Source organism: Hwanghaeella sp. (assembly GCF_965227365.1).
Lineage (GTDB): Bacteria > Pseudomonadota > Alphaproteobacteria > UBA8366 > Aestuariispiraceae > Hwanghaeella.
This window is the reverse complement of sequence record NZ_OZ245754.1, coordinates 1108247-1132288: the sequence shown is the minus strand read 5'-3', so window position 1 is coordinate 1132288 and position 24042 is coordinate 1108247. Positions and strand designations below refer to the sequence as shown.

At 61.8% G+C, this 24042-nt stretch carries 22 protein-coding genes; 10 read left to right on the top strand and 12 right to left on the bottom strand.

Annotated elements, in window-relative coordinates; translation table 11 throughout:
• Positions 1 to 14: 14 nt before the first annotated feature.
• From ACQK2G_RS05095 to ACQK2G_RS05085, 3 genes are read right to left on the bottom strand one after another with little or no spacing between them, the layout of a single operon-like run.
• Entirely contained in the window at positions 15 to 680 is a 666-nt protein-coding gene (locus ACQK2G_RS05095; protein WP_425403945.1) for an HdaA/DnaA family protein, read from the bottom strand.
• Entirely contained in the window at positions 677 to 1843 is a 1167-nt protein-coding gene (locus ACQK2G_RS05090) for an AI-2E family transporter (protein ID WP_425403944.1), read from the bottom strand. The genes ACQK2G_RS05095 and ACQK2G_RS05090 overlap by 4 nt, the downstream gene beginning before the upstream one ends.
• Before the next feature lie 15 nt (positions 1844 to 1858).
• The gene (locus tag ACQK2G_RS05085; protein WP_425403943.1) at positions 1859 to 3016 is read right to left on the bottom strand and encodes a DUF2066 domain-containing protein; all 1158 of its coding nucleotides are present in this window, start codon (positions 3014 to 3016) and stop codon (positions 1859 to 1861) included.
• Between the two features lie 164 nt (positions 3017 to 3180).
• Here ACQK2G_RS05085 and purM point away from each other — a divergent pair, with 164 nt between their 5' ends.
• The 3 genes from purM (at position 3181) to ACQK2G_RS05070 (ending at position 5061) form a co-directional block, all read left to right on the top strand.
• Positions 3181 to 4176 carry a phosphoribosylformylglycinamidine cyclo-ligase gene (gene purM, locus ACQK2G_RS05080; protein ID WP_425403942.1) on the top strand — a complete coding sequence of 332 codons (996 nt, stop codon included), beginning with the start codon at positions 3181 to 3183 and terminating at the stop codon, positions 4174 to 4176.
• Positions 4173 to 4823 carry a phosphoribosylglycinamide formyltransferase gene (gene purN / locus ACQK2G_RS05075; RefSeq protein ID WP_425403941.1) on the top strand — a complete coding sequence of 217 codons (651 nt, stop codon included), beginning with the start codon at positions 4173 to 4175 and terminating at the stop codon, positions 4821 to 4823. Before purM ends, purN begins: the two co-directional genes overlap by 4 nt.
• Positions 4824 to 4929: 106 nt before the next feature.
• Positions 4930 to 5061 carry a hypothetical protein gene (locus ACQK2G_RS05070; RefSeq protein ID WP_425403940.1) on the top strand — a complete coding sequence of 44 codons (132 nt, stop codon included), beginning with the start codon at positions 4930 to 4932 and terminating at the stop codon, positions 5059 to 5061.
• 115 nt (positions 5062 to 5176) lie between these two features.
• Here the strand turns inward: ACQK2G_RS05070 and ndk are convergent, their stop codons facing one another.
• On the bottom strand, positions 5177 to 5599 hold the full coding sequence (gene ndk, locus ACQK2G_RS05065) for a nucleoside-diphosphate kinase (RefSeq protein ID WP_425403939.1): 423 nt from the start codon (positions 5597 to 5599) through the stop codon (positions 5177 to 5179).
• 380 nt (positions 5600 to 5979) lie between these two features.
• On the opposite strand from ndk, the gene ACQK2G_RS05060 reads away from it, so the two are divergent.
• Complete coding sequence (locus ACQK2G_RS05060; RefSeq protein WP_425403938.1) at positions 5980 to 7875, top strand: ABC-F family ATP-binding cassette domain-containing protein; 1896 nt, start codon at positions 5980 to 5982, stop codon at positions 7873 to 7875.
• Positions 7876 to 7905: 30 nt separating this feature from the next.
• Here the strand turns inward: ACQK2G_RS05060 and ACQK2G_RS05055 are convergent, their stop codons facing one another.
• The 5 genes from ACQK2G_RS05055 to ACQK2G_RS05035 all read right to left on the bottom strand — a co-directional run bounded on the left by ACQK2G_RS05055 (position 7906) and on the right by ACQK2G_RS05035 (position 13170).
• Entirely contained in the window at positions 7906 to 8364 is a 459-nt protein-coding gene (locus ACQK2G_RS05055; protein WP_425403937.1) for a hypothetical protein, read from the bottom strand.
• A 150-nt stretch (positions 8365 to 8514) separates the two neighbouring features.
• Positions 8515 to 8991 carry a DNA polymerase III subunit chi gene (locus ACQK2G_RS05050; RefSeq protein WP_425403936.1) on the bottom strand — a complete coding sequence of 159 codons (477 nt, stop codon included), beginning with the start codon at positions 8989 to 8991 and terminating at the stop codon, positions 8515 to 8517.
• Positions 8992 to 9023: 32 nt separating this feature from the next.
• Complete coding sequence (locus ACQK2G_RS05045; RefSeq protein WP_425403935.1) at positions 9024 to 10499, bottom strand: leucyl aminopeptidase; 1476 nt, start codon at positions 10497 to 10499, stop codon at positions 9024 to 9026.
• A 168-nt stretch (positions 10500 to 10667) separates the two neighbouring features.
• Entirely contained in the window at positions 10668 to 11738 is a 1071-nt protein-coding gene (locus tag ACQK2G_RS05040; protein WP_425403934.1) for a hypothetical protein, read from the bottom strand.
• Positions 11739 to 11760: 22 nt separating this feature from the next.
• The gene (locus ACQK2G_RS05035) at positions 11761 to 13170 is read right to left on the bottom strand and encodes an MBOAT family O-acyltransferase (RefSeq protein ID WP_425403933.1); all 1410 of its coding nucleotides are present in this window, start codon (positions 13168 to 13170) and stop codon (positions 11761 to 11763) included.
• Between the two features lie 279 nt (positions 13171 to 13449).
• Between ACQK2G_RS05035 and ACQK2G_RS05030 the strand changes: the two genes are divergently transcribed.
• From ACQK2G_RS05030 to rsmA, 5 genes are read left to right on the top strand one after another with little or no spacing between them, the layout of a single operon-like run.
• Positions 13450 to 14565 (top strand): LptF/LptG family permease, encoded by a 1116-nt coding sequence (locus ACQK2G_RS05030; protein WP_425403932.1) that lies wholly within the window; start codon positions 13450 to 13452, stop codon positions 14563 to 14565.
• Positions 14566 to 14569: 4 nt separating this feature from the next.
• A complete protein-coding gene (gene lptG, locus ACQK2G_RS05025; protein ID WP_425403931.1) occupies positions 14570 to 15664 on the top strand; it encodes an LPS export ABC transporter permease LptG in 1095 nt (364 codons plus the stop codon).
• Positions 15665 to 15724: 60 nt separating this feature from the next.
• A complete protein-coding gene (locus tag ACQK2G_RS05020) occupies positions 15725 to 17890 on the top strand; it encodes an LPS-assembly protein LptD (protein ID WP_425403930.1) in 2166 nt (721 codons plus the stop codon).
• Entirely contained in the window at positions 17890 to 19167 is a 1278-nt protein-coding gene (locus ACQK2G_RS05015) for a peptidylprolyl isomerase (protein WP_425403929.1), read from the top strand. Before ACQK2G_RS05020 ends, ACQK2G_RS05015 begins: the two co-directional genes overlap by 1 nt.
• A 55-nt stretch (positions 19168 to 19222) precedes the next feature.
• Positions 19223 to 20068: a 16S rRNA (adenine(1518)-N(6)/adenine(1519)-N(6))-dimethyltransferase RsmA gene (gene rsmA / locus ACQK2G_RS05010; RefSeq protein ID WP_425403928.1), complete on the top strand. Its 846-nt coding sequence runs from the start codon at positions 19223 to 19225 to the stop codon at positions 20066 to 20068.
• Positions 20069 to 20083: 15 nt separating this feature from the next.
• Here the strand turns inward: rsmA and gmk are convergent, their stop codons facing one another.
• Together gmk and ACQK2G_RS05000 are read right to left on the bottom strand one after the other, a co-directional pair.
• On the bottom strand, positions 20084 to 20734 hold the full coding sequence (gmk, locus tag ACQK2G_RS05005; protein ID WP_425403927.1) for a guanylate kinase: 651 nt from the start codon (positions 20732 to 20734) through the stop codon (positions 20084 to 20086).
• An 84-nt stretch (positions 20735 to 20818) separates the two neighbouring features.
• On the bottom strand, positions 20819 to 21676 hold the full coding sequence (locus tag ACQK2G_RS05000; protein WP_425403926.1) for a YicC/YloC family endoribonuclease: 858 nt from the start codon (positions 21674 to 21676) through the stop codon (positions 20819 to 20821).
• Between the two features lie 141 nt (positions 21677 to 21817).
• Between ACQK2G_RS05000 and ACQK2G_RS04995 the strand changes: the two genes are divergently transcribed.
• Positions 21818 to 22582 (top strand): SDR family NAD(P)-dependent oxidoreductase, encoded by a 765-nt coding sequence (locus tag ACQK2G_RS04995; protein WP_425403925.1) that lies wholly within the window; start codon positions 21818 to 21820, stop codon positions 22580 to 22582.
• Between the two features lie 34 nt (positions 22583 to 22616).
• Here the strand turns inward: ACQK2G_RS04995 and ACQK2G_RS04990 are convergent, their stop codons facing one another.
• Entirely contained in the window at positions 22617 to 23813 is a 1197-nt protein-coding gene (locus ACQK2G_RS04990) for a class I SAM-dependent methyltransferase (protein ID WP_425403924.1), read from the bottom strand.
• Positions 23814 to 24042: the final 229 nt, after the last annotated feature.

Below are 24042 nucleotides of genomic sequence, written 5' to 3'. Positions count from 1 at the left end.
CCGGACCGATTTGTTCACTGGAACAGGACCTGCCGGACAAGGGCCACCGTGACGCGCCGCTTGGCAGCCAGACCGGCCCGGTCCAGGGCCGTGACGGCTTCATGGATGGCGGCAAAACTGCGTTCGATCCGCGGTAGAATGTAGGCGACGACATCCGGATCCACCGCCAAGCGGCGGTCCATGAACAGCTTTATCAGCAAGCCGGCCAGCAAATCGTCGTCCGGCGGTTCGATCGCGACTGCCGTTGCCGCGGCAAGGCGCGATGTCAGGTCCGGCAGCGCATAGGGAAGCCGGGCAGGCGCGGCACGCGCGGTCATCAACAAATGCCCGCCCCTTTCACGCACCGAATTCAGCAGGTGGAACAGCAGACGCTCGTCCGTCACGCCTTCCAACCCGTCCAGCGCCCAGGCCGGGACACCACTTTCCAAAACACGATCCAACCCGTCGACCGAAAGCGTCGCGGGGTCGAGCAGCGACGCCCCGCTCTTTTCCCGCCACGCGGTCAGTAGATGCGTTTTCCCGCAGGCGGCCGGGCCATAGACCAGGGCATGCGGGCCCGGCCAGTCGGGCCAGGCATCGACCAGGGCTGCGGCGGCTTGGTTGCAGGGGGCGATCAGGAAGTCCGCCCGGCCGAGGGCGGGCAGGAATTCGAGCGCCAAGGGAAACTGGCGTCCGATCATGGCTTTGCAGGCGGATCGCCCTCCGTCGCATCGGCGTCATCCGTCTCTGGATCGGACCCCGATGGTTCGTTCGAAGCCGGCATCTGGGCGATCGCCCCGCCCAGCGGTGCGCCATGCTCATAGAGCGGGCTTTCCAGATACTGGGCGATCATGAAACGCGCCAGCACGCCGACCACCGCGGCGACCGGTACCGCGATCAGGATCCCGACAAAGCCGAACAAGGTGCCGCCCGCCATCAGCGCGAAGATGATCCAGACCTCATGCAGTTTCACCCTGCCGCCGACCAGCTTCGGGGTCAGGAAATTACCCTCCACCACCTGCCCGACCGCGAAGACCGCGGCCACCAGCAGCAGGGGCGTGAAGGAATCGAACTGCGCCAGCGCTATCCCGAAGCCCAATACGAAGCCGATCAGCATTCCGAAATAGGGAATGAAGGAGACCAGCCCGGTAAACAGGCCGACGATGAACCCGAAATCCAACCCGACAATAGTCAAACCCACGCCGTACAGGACGCCGAGGATCAGGCAGACAGTCGCCTGTCCCCGCGCGAAACCGGCGAGGATGTCGTCGACCTCCTTAGCCAGCCCGCGCAGCGTGTCGGCCTGTGCCCGCGGCAGCCAAGTATCGACCTTCTCGACGATCCGGTCCCAATCGCGCAGCAGATAGAAGGAGATGATCGGGGTGATGACGATGAGCGAGATGATATTCGCGACCGCGCCCAACCCGCCCAGCACTTCGCCGACGGCCGACGCGACCCATTTCAGCGCCGTTCCGGCATATTGCGTGGCTGATTTCCCGAGATCCTTGACCTCTTCCTGTCCCAGCCGATCGGCGGCGAGGTCCAGCAATGGCCCGAGTTTCACCTGCATCGCGGCGACATAGCTCGGCACGCGTGCGATCAACTCGGCGACCTGCTTGTAAATCAGCGGGGAAACCGCCACCAGAACCAGGGTCACGACGACGAAGAACACGGCCGTGACGGCCCCGGTCGCCATGGTTCGGGACAGCCCTTTTTCTTCCAGCCAGTCGCAGACCGGATCCAGGAAATAGGCGACGCCCATGGCCGCCACGAAAGGCAACAGGATCGGACGCAGATAATAGAGGGCGGCGACAACCGCCACCAACCCGATGAGCCAGAACCAGGTTTTCTGCTGCGTCGTCATTCCCGATCGTCTTCCCTAAGGAGTCTTCGTCAGACGCCAGCGGCCGTCGAGCGGGTCCTGGACCAGGGAAAGTTTCTGCTGGGACAAGGCAAGCTGCAGACGCGAGAGATCGCCGCTATAGCGAATATCGAGCTCGGCTTCGGTCGTCGCCAGGCGTCCGACTACGGTTTCCCGCACCGTCGCGACCTGGGCCAGACGGTCCCGCAGGGAAAGCCAATCACTCAGGCCGGAAAGCGGCGCGAAGACCTGCAGCGACTGGGTCCCCTCCCCGAAGCTAATCAGATTGGCCTCTTTCCATAGCGCCAGCAGCGACCGGGATATGCTTTCCGCAGTCGCCGAATAGAAAGCGGGTTTCTCGGTCGCGGCGCCTGCGGTGTAGGTTTGCGCGAACACCGTACCGTCCCAGCCGGGCCCATAGGCGGAAACCCTGACATCCAGGCTTTCGCCGCCGCCCTGGACCTGCGCCGGGCGCGCAATCGCCACGAAGACGCCGCCGGCACCGTATTTCGCCGCGATGCGTGCCAGGGCCTCCGGTTCGCCGCCCACGGCCTGACGCATGCCGATTGCCGCGACATCCGCCAAATCGCCCAAAGGCACCACGATGGGCAGGAGGCCGGCGGGCAGTTCCGCTTCCGACCATCCCCGCAGCCAATCGTTACCCTCATCCCACAGCAGGGCACCGTCGGAAATCTGCAAAACCGGAACGACGACCATCGGTCGGCTTGCGGTTTCCGAAAACGGTATCGACGCATTGGTCAGAAGATTACGGACCGCATCTGGATTGAAGCCGAAATTGACTTCGGCGAGATACCGGCCGCCGCCGATTTTCTCGTTGGCGAAGGATATGTGGCGGATGTAATTGTCGATACGGTCACCGCCGATTTCAGGCAGGCGCGCCCAATCCTGTTCCAGGGTCAGGCGCTGCAAAAGCAGCTGCAGGGCCCGGGTGCTTCCCTTGGCGACCGCCTGCTCCTTGGCCTTGACCTCGTCAGCCGCCGTTTCGTCGACGGGCAGAGCATTGACCGCGAAGATGTCCGTTTGCTGCGCAACGGCCGGCGTTTGGGATAGGCCGGTGGAAAGCGCGATGAGCCCAAGCGAGAACACCGCGGCGGACGCAAGGCGCCCGATACGGGTCAGGCGGGAATTACGATGGCGTTTGATTGCAAAGCGCATGTCGATGAGTATGGTGCCGCACGATTTTTGAAACGCCTTTATAGATGTAAGGACGGGAGGCTGCCATAGCAACCGACGACTCGCCCAGCGCCGGCACCCAATCCGCGCGAAACGGCCTGACATACAAGGATGCCGGTGTCGACATCGACGCGGGCAACGCCCTGGTGGATGCGATCAAGCCCCTGACCAAGAGCACCGCGCGCCCCGGCGCCGACGGCGAACTCGGCGGATTCGGCGGACTTTTCGACCTTCGCGCCGCCGGGTTCTCCGATCCGGTCCTGGTCGCCGCGACGGACGGCGTGGGCACCAAACTGAAGGTCGCCATAGATTCGGGCAATCATGACGGGGTCGGCATCGACCTTGTCGCCATGTGCGTCAACGACCTGATCGTTCAGGGCGCGGAACCGCTGTTTTTTCTGGATTATTTCGCGACCGGGAAGCTTTCGGTCGAAGTCGGCAAGGCGGTGGTGACCGGGATCGCGGATGGCTGCCGACAGGCCGGTTGCGCCCTGATCGGCGGCGAAACGGCGGAAATGCCGGGCATGTACGGCGACGGCGATTACGATCTTGCCGGTTTCGCCGTCGGCGCGGCAGAACGCAATGCGATGCTGGACGGCTCCGGCATTCAGGAAGGCGACATCATACTGGGTCTCGCCTCCAGCGGCGTGCATTCGAACGGCTATTCCATGGTCCGCAAAGTGGTCGAGATCAGCGGGCTGGACTGGGCCGACCCCGCCCCCTTCGATTCGGGCAAATCCTTGGGCGAAGCCCTTCTCGCACCGACAAAGATCTATGTGAAGCCCGTCCTGGCCGTTCACAAGGCGGGTGGCCTGCATGGGTTGGTCCATGTCACCGGCGGCGGATTCTACGAGAATCTCCCCCGTGTAATGCCGGACGGCTTGGCCTGCCTGCTGAACCGGGATACCTGGCCGGGCCTGCCGGTCTTCGATTGGATCGCCAAGACCGGCGGCGTTTCGCCGACGGAGATGCACCGCACCTTCAACTGCGGCATCGGCATGGTCCTCATCGTCGATCCGGCCCGCGCGGAAGCGATCACCACGCAACTGACCGATGCGGGCGAAGAGGTCTTCGCGATCGGCAGCGTCGTCACGAAGGAAAGCATCGGCAAGGACGTCTCGATTCGGGGCGTCGACGCGTGACGGAAGAACGTAGGCGCATCGCGGTCCTGGTTTCCGGCGGGGGGTCCAACCTGCAGGCCCTGATCGACGAATGCGCCAAGCCGGACTCCCCGGCCAGGATCGTTCTGGTCCTGTCCAACAATGCCGACGCCTTCGGGCTGCAGCGCGCCGCGAAGGCCGGGATCGCGACCGCGGTGGTCAATCATCGGGATTTCCCCGACCGGTCGAGCTTCGAACAGGCGATTTCACGGGAACTTGCCGCACGCGACGTGGAAATCGTCTGCCTGGCGGGTTTCATGCGCGTGCTGACCCCCGGGTTCGTCGAGAACTGGCATGACCGCATGCTGAACATTCATCCCTCGCTCCTGCCGGCCTATAAGGGGCTTCACACGCATGAGCGGGCCCTGGCCGACGGCATGGCGGAACACGGCTGCACGGTGCATCTGGTCCGCCCGGCCCTCGACGACGGCCCCCTGCTGATCCAGGCGAAGGTTCCGGTCCTGCCGGAAGACGACGCCGATCGCCTCGCCGCGCGCGTCCTGGTACAGGAACACCGCATCTATCCCGCCGCCCTGCGCCTGCTGGCCGCCGACGCGGTCACGGTCGACGGCGAACAGGCCTTGATCAACGGCCGTCCCGGCCCCTTGATCTGGACCGATGCGGACTGATCTTCACGATTTCGCGCGCGGATGTTCTTGAGAACGCGCGAAAAATCCCTAAAATCGCCCGCATGAACAGCCGATGGACGGCGGCAGACAGATTCGAGGGAAACCGATGGACGAAATGGAATTCAAGAAGGCTCCGCAAGCCAATCTGCAGACCTGGAGCGGCGTTGGCCGCATGATCACCATCTCGAGCATCGCGATCGTGATCGTGCTGGCTCTCATGGCCGCGACGCTTCTGTAACGATCGGATCAGCGCCCTTCACAGGCGTCCCTGACAGACGGACAGAAAAGACCATTAAAAAAGGCGGCACCCGTCCGGGTACCGCCTTTTTAATTTGTGCCGTCAAGCCGTCGGCTTAGCCGACGATTTCGGTACCCGCGAAGAAGTACGCGATTTCCTGGGCCGCGGTTTCCGGTGCATCGGAACCATGGACCGAGTTCGCTTCGACGGATTCGCCATACAGCTTGCGAACCGTGCCTTCGTCGGCATTGGCCGGGTTGGTCGCGCCCATGACTTCACGGTTTTTCGCGATGGCGTTTTCGCCTTCCAGAACCTGCACGACGACCGGACCGGAGGTCATGAAAGCGCAGAGTTCGCCGTAGAAAGCGCGTTCCTTGTGAACCGCATAGAAGGTCTCAGCCTGTTCCTGCGTCAGGCGCGTCCGCTTCTGCGCAACGATACGCAGACCGGCTTCCTCGAACATGGCGTTGATCTTGCCGGTCAGGTTACGACGCGTGGCGTCCGGCTTGATGATGGAAAGTGTCCGTTCAACTGACATTTTTAGGCCTCTTAGTCTCTCTCGTATCTCAACGTTTCTTATGCCCCTCATTCTCAAGCCTGCCGCAGCACCGCAAATCCATGGCACCATTCGCTAGCCGTTTTCGGCCGCAGCGCCTTCTGGTCGGTCATATGTCGGCAGGGTCGGGAGGAGCTCTTCGTCGCGTGATCATCGCTACCGCCGTCCACATGGCGGCGATGGCGGGCTTATAGCCCCGTGCGCGCCCGACCGCAAGTCCGCTGCAATGCGGCAGCGAACGGCAGACGACGCCCTAATGCGCCGCCGCACCCCCTTTAGGGGTTTTGCGCGCCGCCCCCGGAAATGCTATGCGCCGCTGTCCGCCCATTCGGGCGATGAGTTCCAAGGACGCAGACTCGGTCATGCTGACGATAACCGACATATCCTACCGGCTCGGGGGAAGAACCCTTTTCGACAAGGCCAGCGCCCAGATCGGCGACCGGCAGAAGGTCGGCCTTGTCGGCCGGAACGGGACCGGAAAATCGACCCTGCTGCGCATGTTGCGGGGCGAACTCGCCCCCGACGAGGGGGATATCAGTGTCGCCGCCCGGCGGCGGGTCGGCTCCGTCGCGCAGGAAACACCCAGCGGCGACCGGTCCCTGATCGATATCGTATTGGAGGCGGATGTGGAGCGCACCGCCTTGCTGGAGGAGGAAAAGACGGCGACAGATCCGCATCGGATCGCCGATATTCACACCCGTCTGGCGGATATCGGCGCCCATGCCGCGCCTTCCCGTGCCGCCATCATCCTCTCCGGCCTCGGCTTCGACGAAGAGGCCCAACAGCAGCCGATCGACAATTTTTCAGGCGGCTGGAAGATGCGCGTCGCCCTGGCAGCCGCCCTGTTTTCGGAACCCGACTTCCTTCTGCTCGACGAACCGACCAACCATCTCGATCTGGAAGCCTCGCTATGGCTTGAGGACTATTTGTCCAGCTATCCGAGGGGTTTGGTGTTGGTCAGCCACGACCGCGGCCTGTTGAACCGTATCCCGGAGATGATCCTGCATCTGGAGAATGGCAAACTGACCCGCTATGCGGGCGGGTATGACCGGTTCGAGAGAACCCGCGCCGAGCATCAGGCCCGGCAGGCCGCCCTCTATTCCAAACAGCAGGAACAGCGCCGGCACATACAATCCTTCGTCGACCGTTTTCGCGCCAAGGCCAGCAAGGCACGGCAGGCGCAGAGCCGATTGAAGATGCTGCAACGGATGGAGCCCATCGCCGCCGTCGTCGATGATCGATCGACAACCTTCAATCTGCCGAAACCCGACCCGCTCTCCCCGCCGCTCATCGTGCTGGAGCACGCCACGATCGGGTATTCGCCGGACAAACCGATCCTGCGCGACCTGGACCTGCGGATCGACATGGACGACCGTATCGCCCTGCTCGGCGCAAACGGCAACGGCAAGACGACCCTGCTTCGCCTGCTCGCGCGGCGCCTGAAGGTTCTGGAGGGTCGCTATCGCGCGTCATCGAAACTGGAAGTCGGCTATTTCGCGCAGAACCAGTTGGACGAATTGACAGCGGAAAAGACACCGGTCGAATACCTGCAGGACCTTGAGCCGATGTCGACCGAGCAGAACCTGCGTACCCATCTGGGGGCCTTCGCCTTCGCCCAGGACAAAGCCGACGTACAGATCGGAAAACTGTCGGGTGGCGAGAAGGCACGGCTCGCGCTGGCCGTGATCTGCCGCAAGAAACCGCATGTCCTGCTGCTCGACGAGCCGACCAACCATCTGGACATCGATGCCCGCCAGGCTCTCGTTCAGGCGCTGGCGGAGTATGAAGGCGCTGTCATCCTGGTCAGCCACGATCCGCATCTGGTGAATGCCTGCGCCGACCGGTTGTGGCTGGTCGCCGACGGAAGCTGTGCCCCCTATGACGGCGATTTGGACGAATACCGCCAGCTTCTTTTCGACCAGCGCCGGCGGGAAAAGCGCGAAAAACGGCAGGAAGCCGGACTGGGACCGACGGATGCCGCCGCCAGCAAGAAGGACGACCGCCGCGCCCGGGCGGAAGCGCGCGCAGCACTCGCCCCCTTGCGAAAGAAACTGGCGGAACTGGAAAAGACCTTGGAAAAGCGGTCACGCGACAGGGACATGCTGCATGACAAGCTGGCCGCCCCGGAAACCTATGACCTGCCCGCCGGCGACCTCGCGAAACTGCAGAAGCAACTGAGCACAGTCGAGGAGGAAATCTCCAACGCGGAAATGGCTTGGCTGGAACTGTCAGAGGAACTGGAAGCCGCCGCCGGCTGACGTGCCGATACGGCGGGTTCGGCCGAAGGTTTATTCCGCGGGGGCTGGCTCGCAGGCGAAGAACTGCAGTGAAGCCGCGCCGCCGCCCGCCGGCATCGACATGGAAACCGCCTGACCGCCGCTGTACTGCATCACGATATTGCCGGCCTCGCCGTACAGAATTGTGGAGATCTCGCGCCGCCGATCCACCGTCCGCGCGGTGATCGGGATATAGCTTATGCCCAGGCCGTCATCGATGATCACCATGTTCTCGTCGAAATCGAAAAGCAGGTTCTGAAGCTTGCGCGGTTCCTGTGTTCGGCACTGTTTGTCATACCGCCCACCGCAGGCTGCCTCGAATTCGTCCTGGATGCATTGCCAGCGCTTCGCTTCTTTCCACATCGGCACCGCGAAAGCGGTGGACGCCGTAAACGGCAGAATAGCGATCAGTGACAACAAAGCTGCTACGGTCGTGTTCCGGATTGCTGGTTTCCCGGTCGGCAGGTTCACGATTATTTCTCCCCGTCCATTTTTGTGGCGGCATCTCACACCGCCATGCATTACCGGACAAGCATTAATAGACCCCTAATATGCCGGACCTGCGATCGGCAGGTTTCGTGACCGATGGGCAATACGGGTATCGCCGTTTTGCCCCGCCCGTCACTGGTCAGCGGCGGAACCCGCGGTTTCCTGCTTCTTCTCCCAGCCGCCGCGTTCATTCTGCTGCCAGTAGGTCATCGGATGGCCCTTCTGCTTGAAGGCCGTCCATTGGCCGCGGGCGCGTGCGACCGCCTCGTCATCCCGCCCGTCAAACAGCACGCAGACGGTTTCGAACAAGGAGCCATTCTCGGTATCGGCACCGTCGGTCAGGAAGAGAACCTGCGCGCCATTCGGGTTCTCGTCCTGCACCGTCAGCCAGATCGGCTGCAGGCCCGGTCGACCGTCCCTGTCGCTGCCATGCGGCAGGAAGGCCCGGTCATCGAAGGTCCAGAGATGCTGATTGAGGGATTCCACCCGATCTTCTGAACGGGCCTTCACCACGGCCCGCCATCCCCGGTCGAGGGAGCGCCCGAGGAGGTCCGGCAGGGCCTCCTCCAGCGATTTCCGCGTGAGGTGATAGAATCGGATATCCGGCACGGTGTGCTACGGGCCCCGGTCGCCGGAACGCCCTATCCTTCGTAATTATCCGCCACGAATTTATCGAGCAACCGTACGCCGAAGGCCGTCGCCCCTTTCGGCACGGTCGGCGCGTCCTTGCCGGACCAGGTCACCCCGGCGATATCCAGATGCGCCCACGGCACCTTGTTGACGAAGCGCTGTAGGAACTGCGCCGCCGTAATCGACCCAGCCGCGCGGCCGCCGATATTCTTCATATCCGCCCCGTCTGTCTTCAACTGGTTGTCATAGGCCTCGGCCAGGGGCAGACGCCAAACCTTCTCCCCGGTCGCTTCTCCGGCGGCGCTCAGCTTGGTGGAGATGTCGTCATCATTGGAGAAGAAGCCGGCATACTCATTGCCGAGCGCGATGATCATCGCGCCGGTCAGGGTCGCGAGGTCGATCATCAGGCGGGGTTTGTATTTGTCCTGGGTGTACCAAAGCGCGTCGGCGAGCACCAACCGCCCCTCGGCATCCGTGTTGTGGATTTCGATGGTCTGTCCGGACATCGAGGTGACGATATCGCCGGGACGCTGTGCCGCGCCGTCGGGCATGTTCTCGACAAGCCCGAGCACGCCGATCGCATTCACCTTTGCCTTGCGCAGCGCCAGGGCCTTCATCAGGCCGGTGACGACGCCGGCGCCGCCCATGTCCCATTTCATTTCTTCCATGCCGGGACCGGGCTTCAGCGAAATGCCGCCGGTATCGAAGGTCACCCCCTTGCCGACGAACGCCACCGGGCGGCGGTTCCCCGACGCGCCGTTCCAATGCATGACGACCAGACGGCTTTCCCGGGCGGATCCCTTGCCGACACCCAGCAGCGAGTGCATGCCGAGCTTTTCCATTTTCTTTTCGTTCAGGATTTCGACATCGATGCCGATTTCGGCCAGTTTCGCCGCTTCTTCCGCGAAGCTTTCCGGGTACAGGATGTTCGGCGGCTCGGAAACCAGATCACGGGTCAGCGTCACGCCTTCTGCAACCGCTTCCAGCGTCTTGAACGCCTTCCGCGCCGCGGTCGTCCCGTTCACGACGATCGTCACCTTTTTTAGGCTGGGTTTTTGGTCGGCGGTATCCTTGGTGCGGTAGCGGTCGAACCGATAGCTTCGCATCAGCATGCCTGCGCCGATGTTCGCTGCGGCGTCGGGCAGCACGTCCGCACCGGCATCGACATGGATCACCACATCCTTGTCGCCGGCACCGTTCAGAGTCGGCACAAGGTTGCCGCCGAGGCTCTGGAAGTCGAGATCGCTCATGCCCTTGCCGATACCGACGAGAATGATCCGGTCTATGGTGACATTCGCGGGGGCCGCGATTTGCAGGGATTGGCCCTTCTTGCCGGTGAACTTGCTGGCCTTCATCGCGCGCGCGATCGCACCGCCGGTTTCCTGATCCAGTTCCTGTGCGGCCGGTGTCAGCTTTTTGCCTTCTTCCACGCCGACGACGACCGCGCCGGATTTCGGTGAGGCTTTTTCCGCGAAACTGATTTTCATGACCACTTCCCTGTATGGTTGTTCCATCCCCGGCCCGATCACGTCGGTCGGCCGGCAGATCTGCTTCGGCAGATACCGCGTGGCGGTATGTGCCGGCCAGATACTAGCGCACGAAGGCGATTTGGAAAGCCGCCGTCGCGCGGTTTGCACACCAATTTCACACCGCGATCAGGGCAGGATAAGGCGATAGGCCGGATCCGTCGCGGCGCCGGCCGCAACGCCCTCGCCGATCAGCCGTGCGATCCTGGACGCCGTGTCGGTCCCGTAATGCAGCAGATCCCAGTAATTGGCATCATTCATCGTGATATCCGACCGGAACCGGAAATCGAATACATAGTTATTACCGAATTCAGCCCCCATCCGAGCGATCCGGGACATGCATTCATTCCAGGTCGCCTCCGCCTCGCTGCCCGGCGGCGCAATCGCCAGGGCATGGACGGGCGCGCCGATGAAAATCTTCCGGGTTGTCGGCGGCAGGGCGGCCATCATCTCCCTCAGCAACGCCAAATCGGGCAGATCGATGGATGTCCGGTAGGATGCGTAATTATCCGCGGGCGGCGTTTCCGGCGGCAGGATTTTCCGCGCCCCGTCCAGGTAGATGGTCTTGCGGACTTTCTGCAGATCGTATTCGGACTTCGGCGGCAGGAAATTCGCATAACCGTTGCGCTGATACTTTTCTTCCCGGATCCCGGTCAACTGACCGATCTGGCGCCCGGCATCCTCGATCGCCGCCAGGTTCAGCAAATGCAGCGCGTCATTCCATCTGTTCCCGTCATACAGCCAAGGCGGAAACGGCCGGAAGGTCAGTTTCGGCGACGCCTTCGTCTCGCACCAGACGGTATCGATGCCGACGATCACGGTCTTGACCTCATCCCGGTTCCGCAGAAACAGGTCCAGGATTTGCGATTGCTCATAGGGCATGGCGCTGTTCATCGACAAGTTGGCGAAACGCCCGCCCAGTGCCGCCTCAAGCTCCGACGGTTTGAGCAGGCGAACCACCGACGTGCCGACCACCACGCTGTCGAATTGCGGGTCCATCGCCACCGCAGGGTAGGAAAAACGCTGGTTCGTCGCCGACGGCGCCCGGTCCAAGGGCAGCGAAAAGGGCACCGTGTCGTAAGGGTCGATCAGGATGACGGCCCCGTAGAGCAACAGGAAGGCGGCCAGGAACACGACAAGCGCCCGGCGCGCCATGTCGCCCCACCCGATTGCCTTTCCCAAACCGAACAAAAATCTCATCCCGGCAGATCCCGTCGCACCGTCAGAATTGGAAATAGATGAACTCCTGGTTCGTTCCGCCGCCCAGACGGAACACCAGGAAGACCGCAAGCAAGGCCGCCGCCGTCGCCAACCCGCGCACCGGCCGCAAATACGTGAAGACCGCCGATTGGCTGGTCGGTCCCAGCGCCGCGATCACCGCGCCGGCCAGCAGCCAGCCGGCCCCGGACAGGTCGGCGAAATTGATCGGGGCAGCCCCATCTCCACCCGGCAGGCCGAGCATTGCCGTCCAGAGCGCCATAGCCCCCGACATCGACTCCGCCCGGAACATAACCCAGGTCCAGAATACGAAGAGCATAGTGGCGGCCCAACTCAAGGGCCGGCCGATCGAAATCCCCGTCTTGCCCCAGAAATGGCTGACGACCAGCCCGATCCCATGCAGTCCGCCCCAGATCACAAAGGTCCAGGCCGCGCCGTGCCACAGCCCGCCAAGCAGCATTGTCGCGGTCAAGGCCAGGGCCTGGCGCACGCGTCCGGCCCGGTTGCCCCCCAACGAAAAATACAGGTAGTCCCGCAGGAACCGGGAAAGCGTCATGTGCCAGCGCCGCCAGAAATCGACGAGTGACACCGCCCTGTACGGTGCGTTGAAATTTTCCGGCAGCCGGATGCCGGCCATCATCGCAAGACCGATCGCCATGTCCGAATAGGCCGAGAAATCGAAATAGATCTGCAGACCGAAGGCGCCCGCCCCGGCCCAGGCATCAACAAAGCCGATCGCATTGCCGGCTTCCACATGGGCGAAGATCGGATCGGCCTGCGCCGCAAACACATCGGCAAGCAGGACCTTTTTCGAGACACCGATCAGCAGCAGGGCCGCGCCGCGCATCAACCGCTCCGACAGGCCGTCACGATTGGGATAGGCATCGAACTGATGGATCAATTCGTCATGACGCACGATCGGCCCGGCGATCAATTGCGGGAAGAAGGAAACGTAGAGCGCATAGTCGGCCAGCCCGTAGACCGGCGCCTTCCCTTTGCGCAAATCCGCCAGATAGGAGATTTGCTGAAAAGTGAAGAAGCTGATCCCCAGCGGCAGGACGATGCCCCAGGGTTCATGCGGCTGCGCGATCAGCCAGGCGATGCTGTCGGCCATGAAATCCGCGTATTTGAAAACGCCCAGGACGAACAGATTGAGGGTTATCCCCAGGGGCGCGGCGACCCGCTGCATCCACGCCCTACCGTCCCCGCCATAGGCCAGCGCCGCCAATCCCCAGTTGCCGAGTATCGACAGCCCCAACAGGGGCAGGAGACGCAGGTCCCAATAGGCGTAGAAGGCCAGCGACGCGACGATCATCCAGGCAACCCGCAATTCCTTGCGTCCCGCCGCGGCGTACCAGCCGATCAAGGCCACCGGCAGGAACAGGAGCAGAAATTCCTGGGAGTGAAAAAGCATGAATGTCTGACCGTTTCGAAGGTTGAAGAGCCGGAGCCGGGGCCGCCATCGATTTCGGTAGGCCCGGCGCAGCTTTTCGTCGCGATCACATAGCCTGATCCGGCCCGACACCCAAGCCCCAAGCGGCTAACAGCCGCCTGACCGGGGCGCATCACCGCCGCTCTTCACGCCGAATTTGACGTGCATCGCCATGGTTCGTTTGGTAGACCCCTAAAAACAAAGAATACTTCATGGACACACCAGAGGTCCCGGCGGAACGTTCCGGGATTCAGGCGGCGGATGAATTCGATTACGCGGCACATGACCGGCCAGATTCTAACGGTTGCCATCGTGGCAAGCGTCATCCTGTGCACCGCGGTCGTTCTGCAGCAGTCGGTCCGGTTCGTCGATCTGATCGTCAATCGCGGTCTGCCGGCCAGTGACCTGGCCTATCTGTCGGTCCTGATCACACCCCGGGTCCTGTCCGTCGTGCTTCCGGTAGCGGTGTTCGGGGCGACGATCTTCACCTATCACCGCATGCAGTCGGGCAGCGAATTGATCATCCTCCGGTCCGCCGGCATGAATTCCTTCCGTCTCGCCAAGCCCGGCCTGATCGCGGCGATCGTCTGTACCTTCGTCAGCTACTTCTTTGCCCTGTATCTGATGCCGGTCGCGTCACAGGAATTGCGGTCCTATCTGTCGACGGCGCGCTCTGAAATCGGTTCGGTCCTGATCAAGGAAGGACAGTTCAACGCAATCCGTGAAAACCTTACCGTCTATGCCCGCCGGCGGGCGGAGAACGGGGACCTGATCGGGTTGGTCATCCACAGCGAGCAGACCAACGGGGAACATGTAACCGTGATCGCGGAGCGCGGCGCCCTGGTCAATTCGCCCTCCGGCGCGCGCATCCTTCTGGCCAACGGACGCCAGCAGACCCTGTCGCAGGGTCAGTTGCACGATATCGAGTTCGAGGAATATGTCTTCGACCTCGTCGAGAAGGAGCAGGCGGGCCAGGATATCTGGCAGGAACCGCGGGAGCGTTTTCTTCCTGACCTGCTGTCCCCGTCGAACTCACCGGGGGACGTGGCCTATAGAGGCAAATTGATCGCGGAAGGGCACAGCCGGCTGGCGCAGCCGCTATTGGCGATCGCCTATGTCGCCGCGGGACTGGTCATATTCCTGAAGACAGAATTCTCCCGGCAATCCAATGCCAAGCCGATCCTGGTCGCCATCGCCATCATGGTCGGTCTGCTGGTGTCGAATCTCGGCCTGATATCCTCCGCCAGCAAGTATCCCGCGTTGATACCCGTCATGTACGGGATGGTCATCGTGCCGACACTGCTGGCCCTCTTCCTGCTCGCCCGGCCGCAGCAGTTGAAGAGAAGGCCGGCCCCTCCTGACCTGCAGGAGGCATAGGCCGGTGCTGTTCCAAACCGTCATCGCGCGATATTTCGCCCGGCAGTATCTGATTTGGCTGTTCGGCGTCTTCGCCGTTTTCGTCTTCCTGATCGGCATCTTCGATATCGTCGAACTGCTCCGGCGCGCCTCGGGGAAACAGGACGTCACGATGGGCATCGTGCTGCAGATGTCTGCCCTTAAAATGCCGCTTCTGATCCAGGATCTGGCGCCGTTCATCATATTGATCAGCGCGATGCTGGCCTTTTGGCGCATGGCGAAGGCGAACGAACTCGTCATCGCGCGGTCCGCCGGACTGTCCCCCTGGCAGATTATCGGTCCGGTGATCAGCATCGCCCTGATTGCAGGCGTGGTGCAAATCTGTCTTCTCAATCCCTTGGCGGCGCGTTTGAATGCGCAATTCGAACGAATCGAAACAGAGTATCTTCGGCGCCAGGACAGTCAGCTGGCTCTGGCAGCCAGCGGTTTTTGGCTGCGCCAAACGAATGAGGACGAAGTGGTCGTGCTGCACGGCGGAAAAGTTTCCGGTGACGAATTGGAGGTAACCGGCGTGCTGGTCCTGATCATGGGCCGCGACGGCGCCTTCCTGTCGCGCATCGATGCCGAGTCAGCTCATCTGACACCCGGTTCGTGGCAGATCCGGAATGCCTGGGTGAAGGATGCCGAAGGCCGCCGCAGTTTCACCGAAGCCTATGACCTGCCGACGGACATGACCGTGGAAAAAATCCGCGAGAGCTTTGCCTCCGCGGATACGATTTCATTCTGGGACCTGCCGGGTTTCATCGACACTTTGCGGGCATCGGGTTTCAGCGCGATCGAACACCGGCTGCGTCTGCACAGTCTGTTGTCCACACCGCTGCTGTTTTGCGCCATGGTTCTGGCCGCCGCGATCTTCTCGCTGCGCGCGAACCGACGGTCCGGCGCGGCCTATATGATCGTCGGGGGGATTTCCATTGGCTTCGTGTTCTTCTTTGTGACGCGGATCGTCAACGCCATCGGCCTGTCGACGGAGATTCCCGTGTTCCTCGCCGCCTGGAGCCCCGCGGTCGCGATGGCGTTATTCGGGCTGACGACTCTGCTGCATCTGGAAGACGGGTAGCATTCGCAGATGTTGGGAGGGCTCCGTTTTTCATTTCTGAGACCGTCAGGCGCCTTGGCCGTGCTGCTTCTTTTCTGCAGCGCGATCGTCATGTCGACAACAGGCGGCTCCACAGCCCTGGCGCAGCAACTCGGCACAGGCCCTGTTCTGTTTACCGCCAACGAACTGACGCATGACCGTGAATTGGGAATCGTCACCGCGCGCGGCAATGTCGAGATCATGCAGGGCGAACGGGTATTGCTGGCGGATACGGTCAGTTTCAATCAGAAGACCGAAACGGTCACCGCGAACGGCAACATCAAACTTCTGGAACCGACCGGCGAAGTCATTTTCGCGGACTACGTCGAACTGACCAATGAGATGAAGGACGGCGTGATCAAGGAGATCCGCCTGCTTCTGACCGACAATGCCCGAGTGGTCGCGAACGGCGCCCGTCGGACGGGCGGCAATACCACGGAACTGGCCAAGGCGATCTACTCTCCCTGCTCCGTTTGCGCGGACGATCCGGACCGGTCGCCGCTATGGCAGATCAAGGCCGAACGTGTCATCCACGATCAGAAGGCGCGGAAGATCGAATACCGGAACGCATCCCTGGAAATGTGGGGAATTCCGGTCGCCTACACGCCCTATTTCGAACATCCCGACCCCACCGTGAAACGCGAAACGGGTTTCCTGTTTCCCGAATTCGGCGCCAATTCGAATGTCGGCAGTTTCTTCCGTGCGCCGTTCTTCTGGGCCATCGCGGATGACAAGGACGCGACGATCGACCCGGTCTTCACCAGCGACGAAGGCATCGTTTATTCCGGCGAATACCGGCAGCGCTTCATCAACGGTGAATTCAACATCTCCGGCAGCGCGGCGGTCGCGGACCGCGAGGTCGGCAGCCCCTTCTTCATCGAGAACCGCAAGGACCAGTTCCGCGGCCACGTCTTCTCGGATGCCCGTTTCGATATCGACGACCAGTGGCGCGCCGGGTTCGACGTCGAACGCTCGACCGACCAGACCTATCTGCGCCGTTTCAATTTCTTCGGACCGAGCAGCACGACGCTGGAGAGCAACGCCTTCATCGAGGGGTTCAACCGCCGCAACTACATGGCGGCGAACGGCTATCTCTTCCAGGATACCCGCCTGGGCCAGCGCCCGGATTCGCCGGTCGTCTTTCCGCTGCTAGAGTATAAGGGCCTCGGCGATATCGACGACTTCGGCGGCCGCTGGTCGTTGGACAGTAACTTCCGTTACCTCTATCAGGAGGACAAGTCGGAGAACCAACGCCTGTCCGTCGATATCGGCTACGAGATCCCCATCACGTCGCCGATCGGTTTCGTCACTACGATCGAGACCAATCTTCGCATGGATGCCTACAACACGAACCACTTCATCGCCACGGACGAAGCCGGCCGGCGCACCGAGGACGGGTTCGACGGGCGCATTCGGCCGGAATTGAAGATCGACTGGCGCTATCCCTTCGTGCGCCACGACAGCAGCGGACAAACCGTCGTAGAGCCCATCGTCGCCCTGTTGGTTTCCCCGGATGGCGGAAACTCGCCCGGCATATCCAACGACGACAGTGTTGTCGTGGAACTCGACGAGACCAACCTGTTGGACCAGAACCGGACGCCCGGCCTGGACCGGGTCGAAGGCGGCACACGATTGGCCTATGGCCTGCGCGCCGCCCGCTATTTCGAAACCGGCGGCTCCCTGTCGGCCTTCGTCGGACAAAGCCACAAATTCACCACCGACAATGTGCTGGAGGCGGAGACAGGGTTGGAGAACGGCACCTCGGATATCGTCGGCCGCGTCGACCTGCGCCCGAGCCGCTATGTCGACCTGTTCTACCGGTTCCGGATTGATGAAGATAACGGCGAAGTCAACCGAAGCGAGGTCGGCACCTCGATCGGCTCTTCGGCCCTGAGTTTCGGCGCGAACTACACTTTCCTGCGGGAAGGCACAGTGGACGATGTCGCCCAATTGGACGAGCTTTTGCTCAGCATGAACGCACAGTGGGACGACAATTGGCGTGTCTCCCTGTTCACGCGGCAGGACCTGATCAACGACATCGAGCCTCTGGAACACAGCGCCGTGCTGACATATGAAGATGAGTGTTTTCGCTTCGATGCAAGTCTGCGCAGAACCTATACGAGTTCCACCGACTTGGATGAAATCGATGAATTTGTCGTGCGCCTGACCTTCAAGACCGTGGGCGGCGTGGAAACGGAATTGTTCTAATGCCGAGTATCCGAAGATTACTGAACGCCCTTGGCCTGGCCGTGGCACTTGCCGCCATGCTGCCCCCCGCCGGCGCCTGGGCGCAACAAAACACCATGCGGATCGCCGCGATCGTTAACGATGATCTGATTTCGGTATATGACCTGGAAAGCCGCGTCCGCTGGGTCGTCTTGACGACCGGCATCAAGGTCGACAACCAGAATCAGCGCCGGATCATTCAACAGGTCCTGCGCGAGATGGTCGACGAACGGCTGCGTCTGCAGGAAGCGGATCGACTGGGCATCCGTGTCACGGATCGTGAAATCGACCAGGAAATCGAAGGCCTGGCCTCGCGCAACAATCTCTCGATGGATCAATTCCTCGCTCAATTGACCCAACGGAACGTCGACCCCAATGCGGTCAGAAGTCTGATCAAGGCCTCCCTCGCCTGGGGCAAGGTCGCGCGTCGACAATTGCGCCGGCAGGTCGAAGTCACCGACGAGGAAGTCGATGAAACGCTCGACCGGCTCAGGGAGTCGTTGAACGAACCGCAGAAGCGGTTGCAGGAAATATTCCTGACCCTGAACTCTCCCGATCAGGAAGAAGAAACGCTGCAGACCGCGGAAAGGATCGTGCAGCAAGCCCGCGAAGGCGCCGAATTCTCAGGCCTGGCCCGCGCTTTCTCACAAAGCAATTCGGCGTCGGAAGGCGGCGAGGTCGGCTGGGTCAGCGTCTCCCAGATGCCGCCCGAACTGCAGGAAGATGTCCGAAATCTGGGTGCCGGTCAGATCAGCGATCCGATCAAGACCTTTTCAGGTTTCTATATCCTGAGGGTCGCCGAGATACGGCAGCGGAGTATCTCGGTCGGCGATTCGAAACTGAGCATTTATCAAATCGCCCTGCCGCTGGCGGCCAATAGTTCGGACGAACAGCAGCAGGCGATGATCGACCTGCTGGAACAGATCCGTCCCTCCATCGGCTCATGCGAGGATGCGGAAGCGGTCGCGTCCCAGGTCGAAGGCGCGACCGGTGTGGCGGCCGACGAAATCAGGCTGGGCGACATGTCGCCCAATCTGCAGGAAGCGCTCGCGAACCTCCAACCCGGACAAACCTCCGTCCCCGTGGCGACGCAGCGCGCCGCCCTGATGCTGACGGTCTGTTCGCGCGACGATACCGGCGGCGCCCTGCCCTCCCGCGATCAGATCATCAACAAGATCGGATCCGACCGCATGGAACTGTTGCAGCGCCGGTATATGCGCGACTTGCGTCGGGAAGCCTTTATCGACATTCGGCTCTAGGTCCGTCTCATGCCGGCAGGGCATCGCGAACGGTCCGAGCCGAGGGAGAGGCACGTTGAGTGATCCGGTCCAATCCCTTCCCCCTTTACGGGACGTGATCGCCGAACACGGTTTGGCGGCCCGCAAAGGGCTTGGCCAGCACTTCCTGTTGGACCTCAATCTGACATTGAAGATCGCCCGCGCCGCAGGAGACCTCACCACGGGAACGACCGTCGAAGTCGGCCCCGGCCCGGGCGGCTTGACCCGGGCCATCCTGATGGCCGGTGCCGACCGCCTGATCGCGATCGAAAAGGATGAGCGATGCATGGCCGCCCTCGCCCCCCTGGTCGCGGCGGCGGCGGGGCGGATGACGCTGCTGAATGAAGATGCCTTGAAGGTGGATTTCGCCGCAATCGGCGCGCCGCCCGTCAAGATTATCTCGAACCTGCCCTACAACGTCGGCACGCCCCTGCTTGTCGGCTGGCTGGAGAAGGCGGAGGCGATCGCCTCCATGACTCTCATGTTCCAGAAGGAAGTAGCGGAGCGGATCACGGCGACACCCGGCACGGATCACTACGGGCGTCTGTCCGTTCTGTGCAACTGGCGTTGCCGCACCGATTATCTGTTCACCCTGCCCGCCCGTGCCTTCACACCGCCCCCCAAGGTCGATTCAGCCGTCGTCCAACTGGTCCCCTATGACGAGGTGCCCTTTCCCGGCCGGATGGACCTGCTGCAACGGGTCACCGCCGCCGCCTTCGGGCAGCGACGCAAGACCCTGCGGCGGTCGTTGAAGCAACTCGGCGTGCCCGTCGATTCCTTGCTGGAACGGTCGGGCATCGATGGGTCCCTACGCGCGGAAACCATTGATATCGAAGGGTTCGGTCGGCTGACGGAAGCCTTCGAGGCATTGCTGAAAGCGTAAGTAAGCCGCAAAGGCTCAGCGACCGGCCCGAAGCCCTTTCACGAACTCGCCCAACCCGACCTGCCTGCGCCGACGCAACCGCTCCGATTGCAGGATCGAACGCACTTGTTCGACGCTTTTCTCGATATCGTAATTGACGATCACCCAGTCATATTCCGGATAGTGGCTCATCTCGTCGGCCGCCTTGTCCATGCGGCGGGCGACCACTTCGGGCGGGTCCTGCGCCCGCGCGTGCAGGCGGCGTTCCAACTCGGCCGTCGAGGGCGGCAGGATGAAGATCCGCACCATGTCGTCTTCCGCCTGCTCGGCGAGCTGCTGCGTGCCCTGCCAGTCGATATCGAACATCACGTCGCGGCCCTCGCCCAGTGCGTCCATCACCGGTCCCTTGGGCGTCCCGTAATAGTGATCGAACACCTTGGCGAATTCGAGCAATTCGCCACGGTTGGCCATCAGATCGAATTCGGTCTTGTCGACGAAATGATAATCGCGCCCGGCGACTTCACCGGGGCGCTTCGGTCGTGTCGTGACCGAGACGGACATGGAAATGTCGGGGTCGGATGCAAGGATTGAACGTGAAATCGTAGACTTCCCGGCGCCTGACGGTGACGACAGGACCAGCATCAAACCACGGCGCTCTATCTGGAACGGCTTGGCGCCATCGGACATTGCAGTTTTCTCCCGCCACGTGAAGCGTCGATTTCAGTCACGCCGATATAGGCGATTCAGCCGCCTTTCGGCAATCCGCGTGCCCTATTCCAGGTTTGCCGCCTGTTCGCGCATCTGGTCGATTGCGGCCTTCATGGCCAGGCCGATATTGGTGAGTTCCGTATCCGACGACTTACTGCACAGGGTGTTGGCTTCCCTATTGAATTCCTGGGTCAGAAAATCGAGCTTCCGCCCCACCGGACCGCCGGCCGACAGCAGCGAGCGGGCCTGTTCCACATGCGCCGACAGCCGATCCAGTTCCTCACGGATATCCGCCTTAGTGGCTAACATCGCTGCTTCCTGTTCCAGGCGGTCGCGGTTGAGATCACGGGCGTTTGCCAGCAATTCGTCGATCTGTGCCATCAATCGGTCTCGGATCGCCGGCAGACGGGTCGAATCCAGGCCATTCGCCTGCGCGACGAGGTCGGCGATTTCGTCCACTCTGGCGCTCAAATGCCGTTCCGTCTCCACGCCTTCGACACGGCGGGCCTCAGTCATCGCGCGGATTGCCTCGTCCAGCGTTCCGAGAACGGCCTTGCAACGCGCTTCATCCTCGGCCGCTGCGTTCCTATCCTCGGCGCTGTCGACGACACCGCGGACGCCCAACAGCCGATCCAGGGCCGGTTCCTGCCCCCGGTCACGGCACAATTGCTCCAACTCGCTCAAAAGCGTGTGGTTGACGGTCGCGGAGGAAACCTCTCCGAGGGCGCGCACATCGAGAGACGCGGTCAGCGACCCGCGCTTGAACGCCGTGCTGAGGCGTTTGCGGATTTCCGGGTCCAGTCTTTCGAAGCCCATACCGACCCGAAGACGCATATCCAGACCGCGCCCGTTGACGCTGCGCAATTCCCAGGCCCAGCGGTACTTGTCGTCCGCGCCTTCCGCGCGTCCGAACCCCGTCATGCTTGCAACCTGATTTCGACCCTTGGCCATGTCCTGATCCACTTCACTCTTTCTCGCGGCACGCCGCCTCCGTACAGTTAGCCGACGCGGAGGCAGTGCAAAAGGCAAACTTCGCCGTTTCAGCGCCAGATAAGGAGTCCAATGGCACGCGATTTCGACAGTATTCTGATTACCGGTGCATCCAGTGGCCTGGGTGAGGCCTTGGCGCTGGCCGCCGCCGGTCCCGGCAGACATCTGTGGCTGACCGGACGGAACGCGACGCGCCTCAACGCCGTCGCTCAGGAATGCCGCGACAAAGGGGCGGACGTTACCGCCGCGGTTCTCGACGTGCAGGACCGTGGCGCCATGGCGAGCTTCATCGTACAGGCGGACGAGATCCAACCGCTGGATCTCGTCATTGCCAATGCGGGCATTTCCGGCGGCACCGGCGGTGGCGGCGAAAGCGATGCCCAAGCGCGCGAGATATTCGATGTCAATGTCACCGGCGTCATGAACACGATCCATCCGGCAATTGACCGGATGCGTCCGCGCCGCCATGGCCAGGTTGCGGTGATGAGCTCGCTCGCCGCCCTGCGCGGATTTCCCGGCGCCCCCGCCTATAGCGCCTCGAAAGCCAGTGTGAAAACCTATGCCGAAGCATTGCGCGGCGCCTTGGCCGCGGAGGGCATCGGTGTCAGCGCAATCTGTCCCGGATTCGTGAAATCCCGCATGACGGACGTGAACGAGTTTCCAATGCCCTTTCTGATGGATGCAGAAAAGGCCGCCAGGGTCATCCTGAAAGGCCTACGGCAGAATAGAACTGTCATCGCCTTTCCATGGCCAATGTATTGGATGGTCAGTCTGTTATCCGTCCTGCCGCCAGGCTTGGCTGTCCGTCTGTTGAGCCGCTTGCCCGCGAAGGCATGACAGTGCCGTAGACTGCGGGGCTCAGCGCGCCGCCTCAGTTGTCCGTATAGAGATACCGGCGGGTGATCGGCACGGCGTCGATCTTCTGCGATAACTGCAACTGGAAGACCGACAACGACTGCCCGGTGAAGGCCATTTCGCAGGAAATCAGGTAGAGTTCCCACATCCGGCAGAATTTTTCATCGTACAGGTCCTTCACGCGCTCCTTGTTGCGCTGAAACCTGTCATTCCACAAAGCGAGCGTCTTGGCGTAGTGCAGGCGCAGATTCTCGAAATCCCCAAGCCACAGGCGGCTTCTTTCAACGGCGCGCCCGATCTGCGAAAGGCTGGGTAGATAGGCCCCCGGAAAAATGTACTTCCGGATCCAAGGGCTGATCGGCTCAGGTGGACCCATATGACCTATCGTGTGTATTAGCGCCACGCCGTCCTGTGCCAGCAGCGAGCGCACCTTCGCGAAATACTCGTCATAATGGAACTGTCCGACATGCTCGAACATACCGACGGAAACAATCCTGTCGAATTGCCCCTCGACCAGACGATAGTCCTTCAGATCGAAGACCGCCTTGTCGGACAATCCCTGCTCGCTCGCCCATTTATTCGACCACGCGTGCTGTTCCTCCGACAGGGTCACGCCATAAACCTCAGCACCGTAATTCTTGGTCAGGAACAGCCCCAATCCGCCCCATCCGCTGCCAATATCGAGAACCTTCATGCCAGGCTCGATCAGAAGTTTTCTCGCAATATGATGCATCTTCTTTTCCTGCGCCTGCTCCAAGGTTTCGTTCCCTTCGAAATAGGCACAGGAATATTGCCGGTGTTCGTCCAGGAACTGGTCGTACAACTCCCCCGAGAGGTCATAGTGATGGGCGACATTCGCCTTGGAACGATGCACGGGATTGTAATGCTGCCATCCGGCGACGATCGAATGGACGAAACGACTGAAGGAGGCGAATTTTCCTTCGTCATGGACCATCGCACTCAAGCCCATGATGAACAGGAAATCGCGCAGCGTTCCTTCCTCCACCACCAGATCGCCATTCACATAAGCTTCGGCGATGGCGATATGGGGACTCGACAATAGCGAAAAGGCACCGGGTTCGCGCAGGATACGGATCGAGGCCGGATCTATGCCCTCGATCGGTTCACGGTCGAACGTGCGCCTTTCACCGTTCGGCATCGTGACTGTCAGGCATCCCCGCTGAACATATGTATCGAAAAGACGTAATAGCACTGCTCGTCCTCACTTCCTGGAAATGACGGCGGGGACATTCATATCCTGTGGGGATTGATCATACGCAGGACCGTCAGCGCCACGGGCCCGCCGGCGAACCATGGATGCAAGGCACTGTATCCATGGCGCCTCCGGCCAACCGGTGTCGGGTCCGTTCGCGAATAATCCAACGCGGTATTGCGCGCCTGTTACCGGAACCTGACCGGCCGCGCCGACATGCCGTAGTCCC

Coding starts and splice junctions, on each gene's coding strand:
- ACQK2G_RS05035 (WP_425403933.1), bottom strand. CDS start 13,170: ATGCTTTTTCACTCCCAGGAATTTCTGCTCCTGTTCCTGCCGGTGGCC.
- ACQK2G_RS05030 (WP_425403932.1), top strand. CDS start 13,450: ATGAATTCGATTACGCGGCACATGACCGGCCAGATTCTAACGGTTGCC.
- ACQK2G_RS05090 (WP_425403944.1), bottom strand. CDS start 1,843: ATGACGACGCAGCAGAAAACCTGGTTCTGGCTCATCGGGTTGGTGGCG.
- ACQK2G_RS05095 (WP_425403945.1), bottom strand. CDS start 680: ATGATCGGACGCCAGTTTCCCTTGGCGCTCGAATTCCTGCCCGCCCTC.
- ACQK2G_RS05015 (WP_425403929.1), top strand. CDS start 17,890: ATGCCGAGTATCCGAAGATTACTGAACGCCCTTGGCCTGGCCGTGGCA.
- gmk (WP_425403927.1), bottom strand. CDS start 20,734: ATGTCCGATGGCGCCAAGCCGTTCCAGATAGAGCGCCGTGGTTTGATG.
- ACQK2G_RS05085 (WP_425403943.1), bottom strand. CDS start 3,016: ATGCGCTTTGCAATCAAACGCCATCGTAATTCCCGCCTGACCCGTATC.
- ACQK2G_RS05070 (WP_425403940.1), top strand. CDS start 4,930: ATGGACGAAATGGAATTCAAGAAGGCTCCGCAAGCCAATCTGCAGACC.
- ACQK2G_RS04995 (WP_425403925.1), top strand. CDS start 21,818: ATGGCACGCGATTTCGACAGTATTCTGATTACCGGTGCATCCAGTGGC.
- ACQK2G_RS05000 (WP_425403926.1), bottom strand. CDS start 21,676: ATGACGGGGTTCGGACGCGCGGAAGGCGCGGACGACAAGTACCGCTGG.
- ACQK2G_RS05060 (WP_425403938.1), top strand. CDS start 5,980: ATGCTGACGATAACCGACATATCCTACCGGCTCGGGGGAAGAACCCTT.
- ACQK2G_RS05045 (WP_425403935.1), bottom strand. CDS start 10,499: ATGAAAATCAGTTTCGCGGAAAAAGCCTCACCGAAATCCGGCGCGGTC.
- ndk (WP_425403939.1), bottom strand. CDS start 5,599: ATGTCAGTTGAACGGACACTTTCCATCATCAAGCCGGACGCCACGCGT.
- ACQK2G_RS05040 (WP_425403934.1), bottom strand. CDS start 11,738: ATGAGATTTTTGTTCGGTTTGGGAAAGGCAATCGGGTGGGGCGACATG.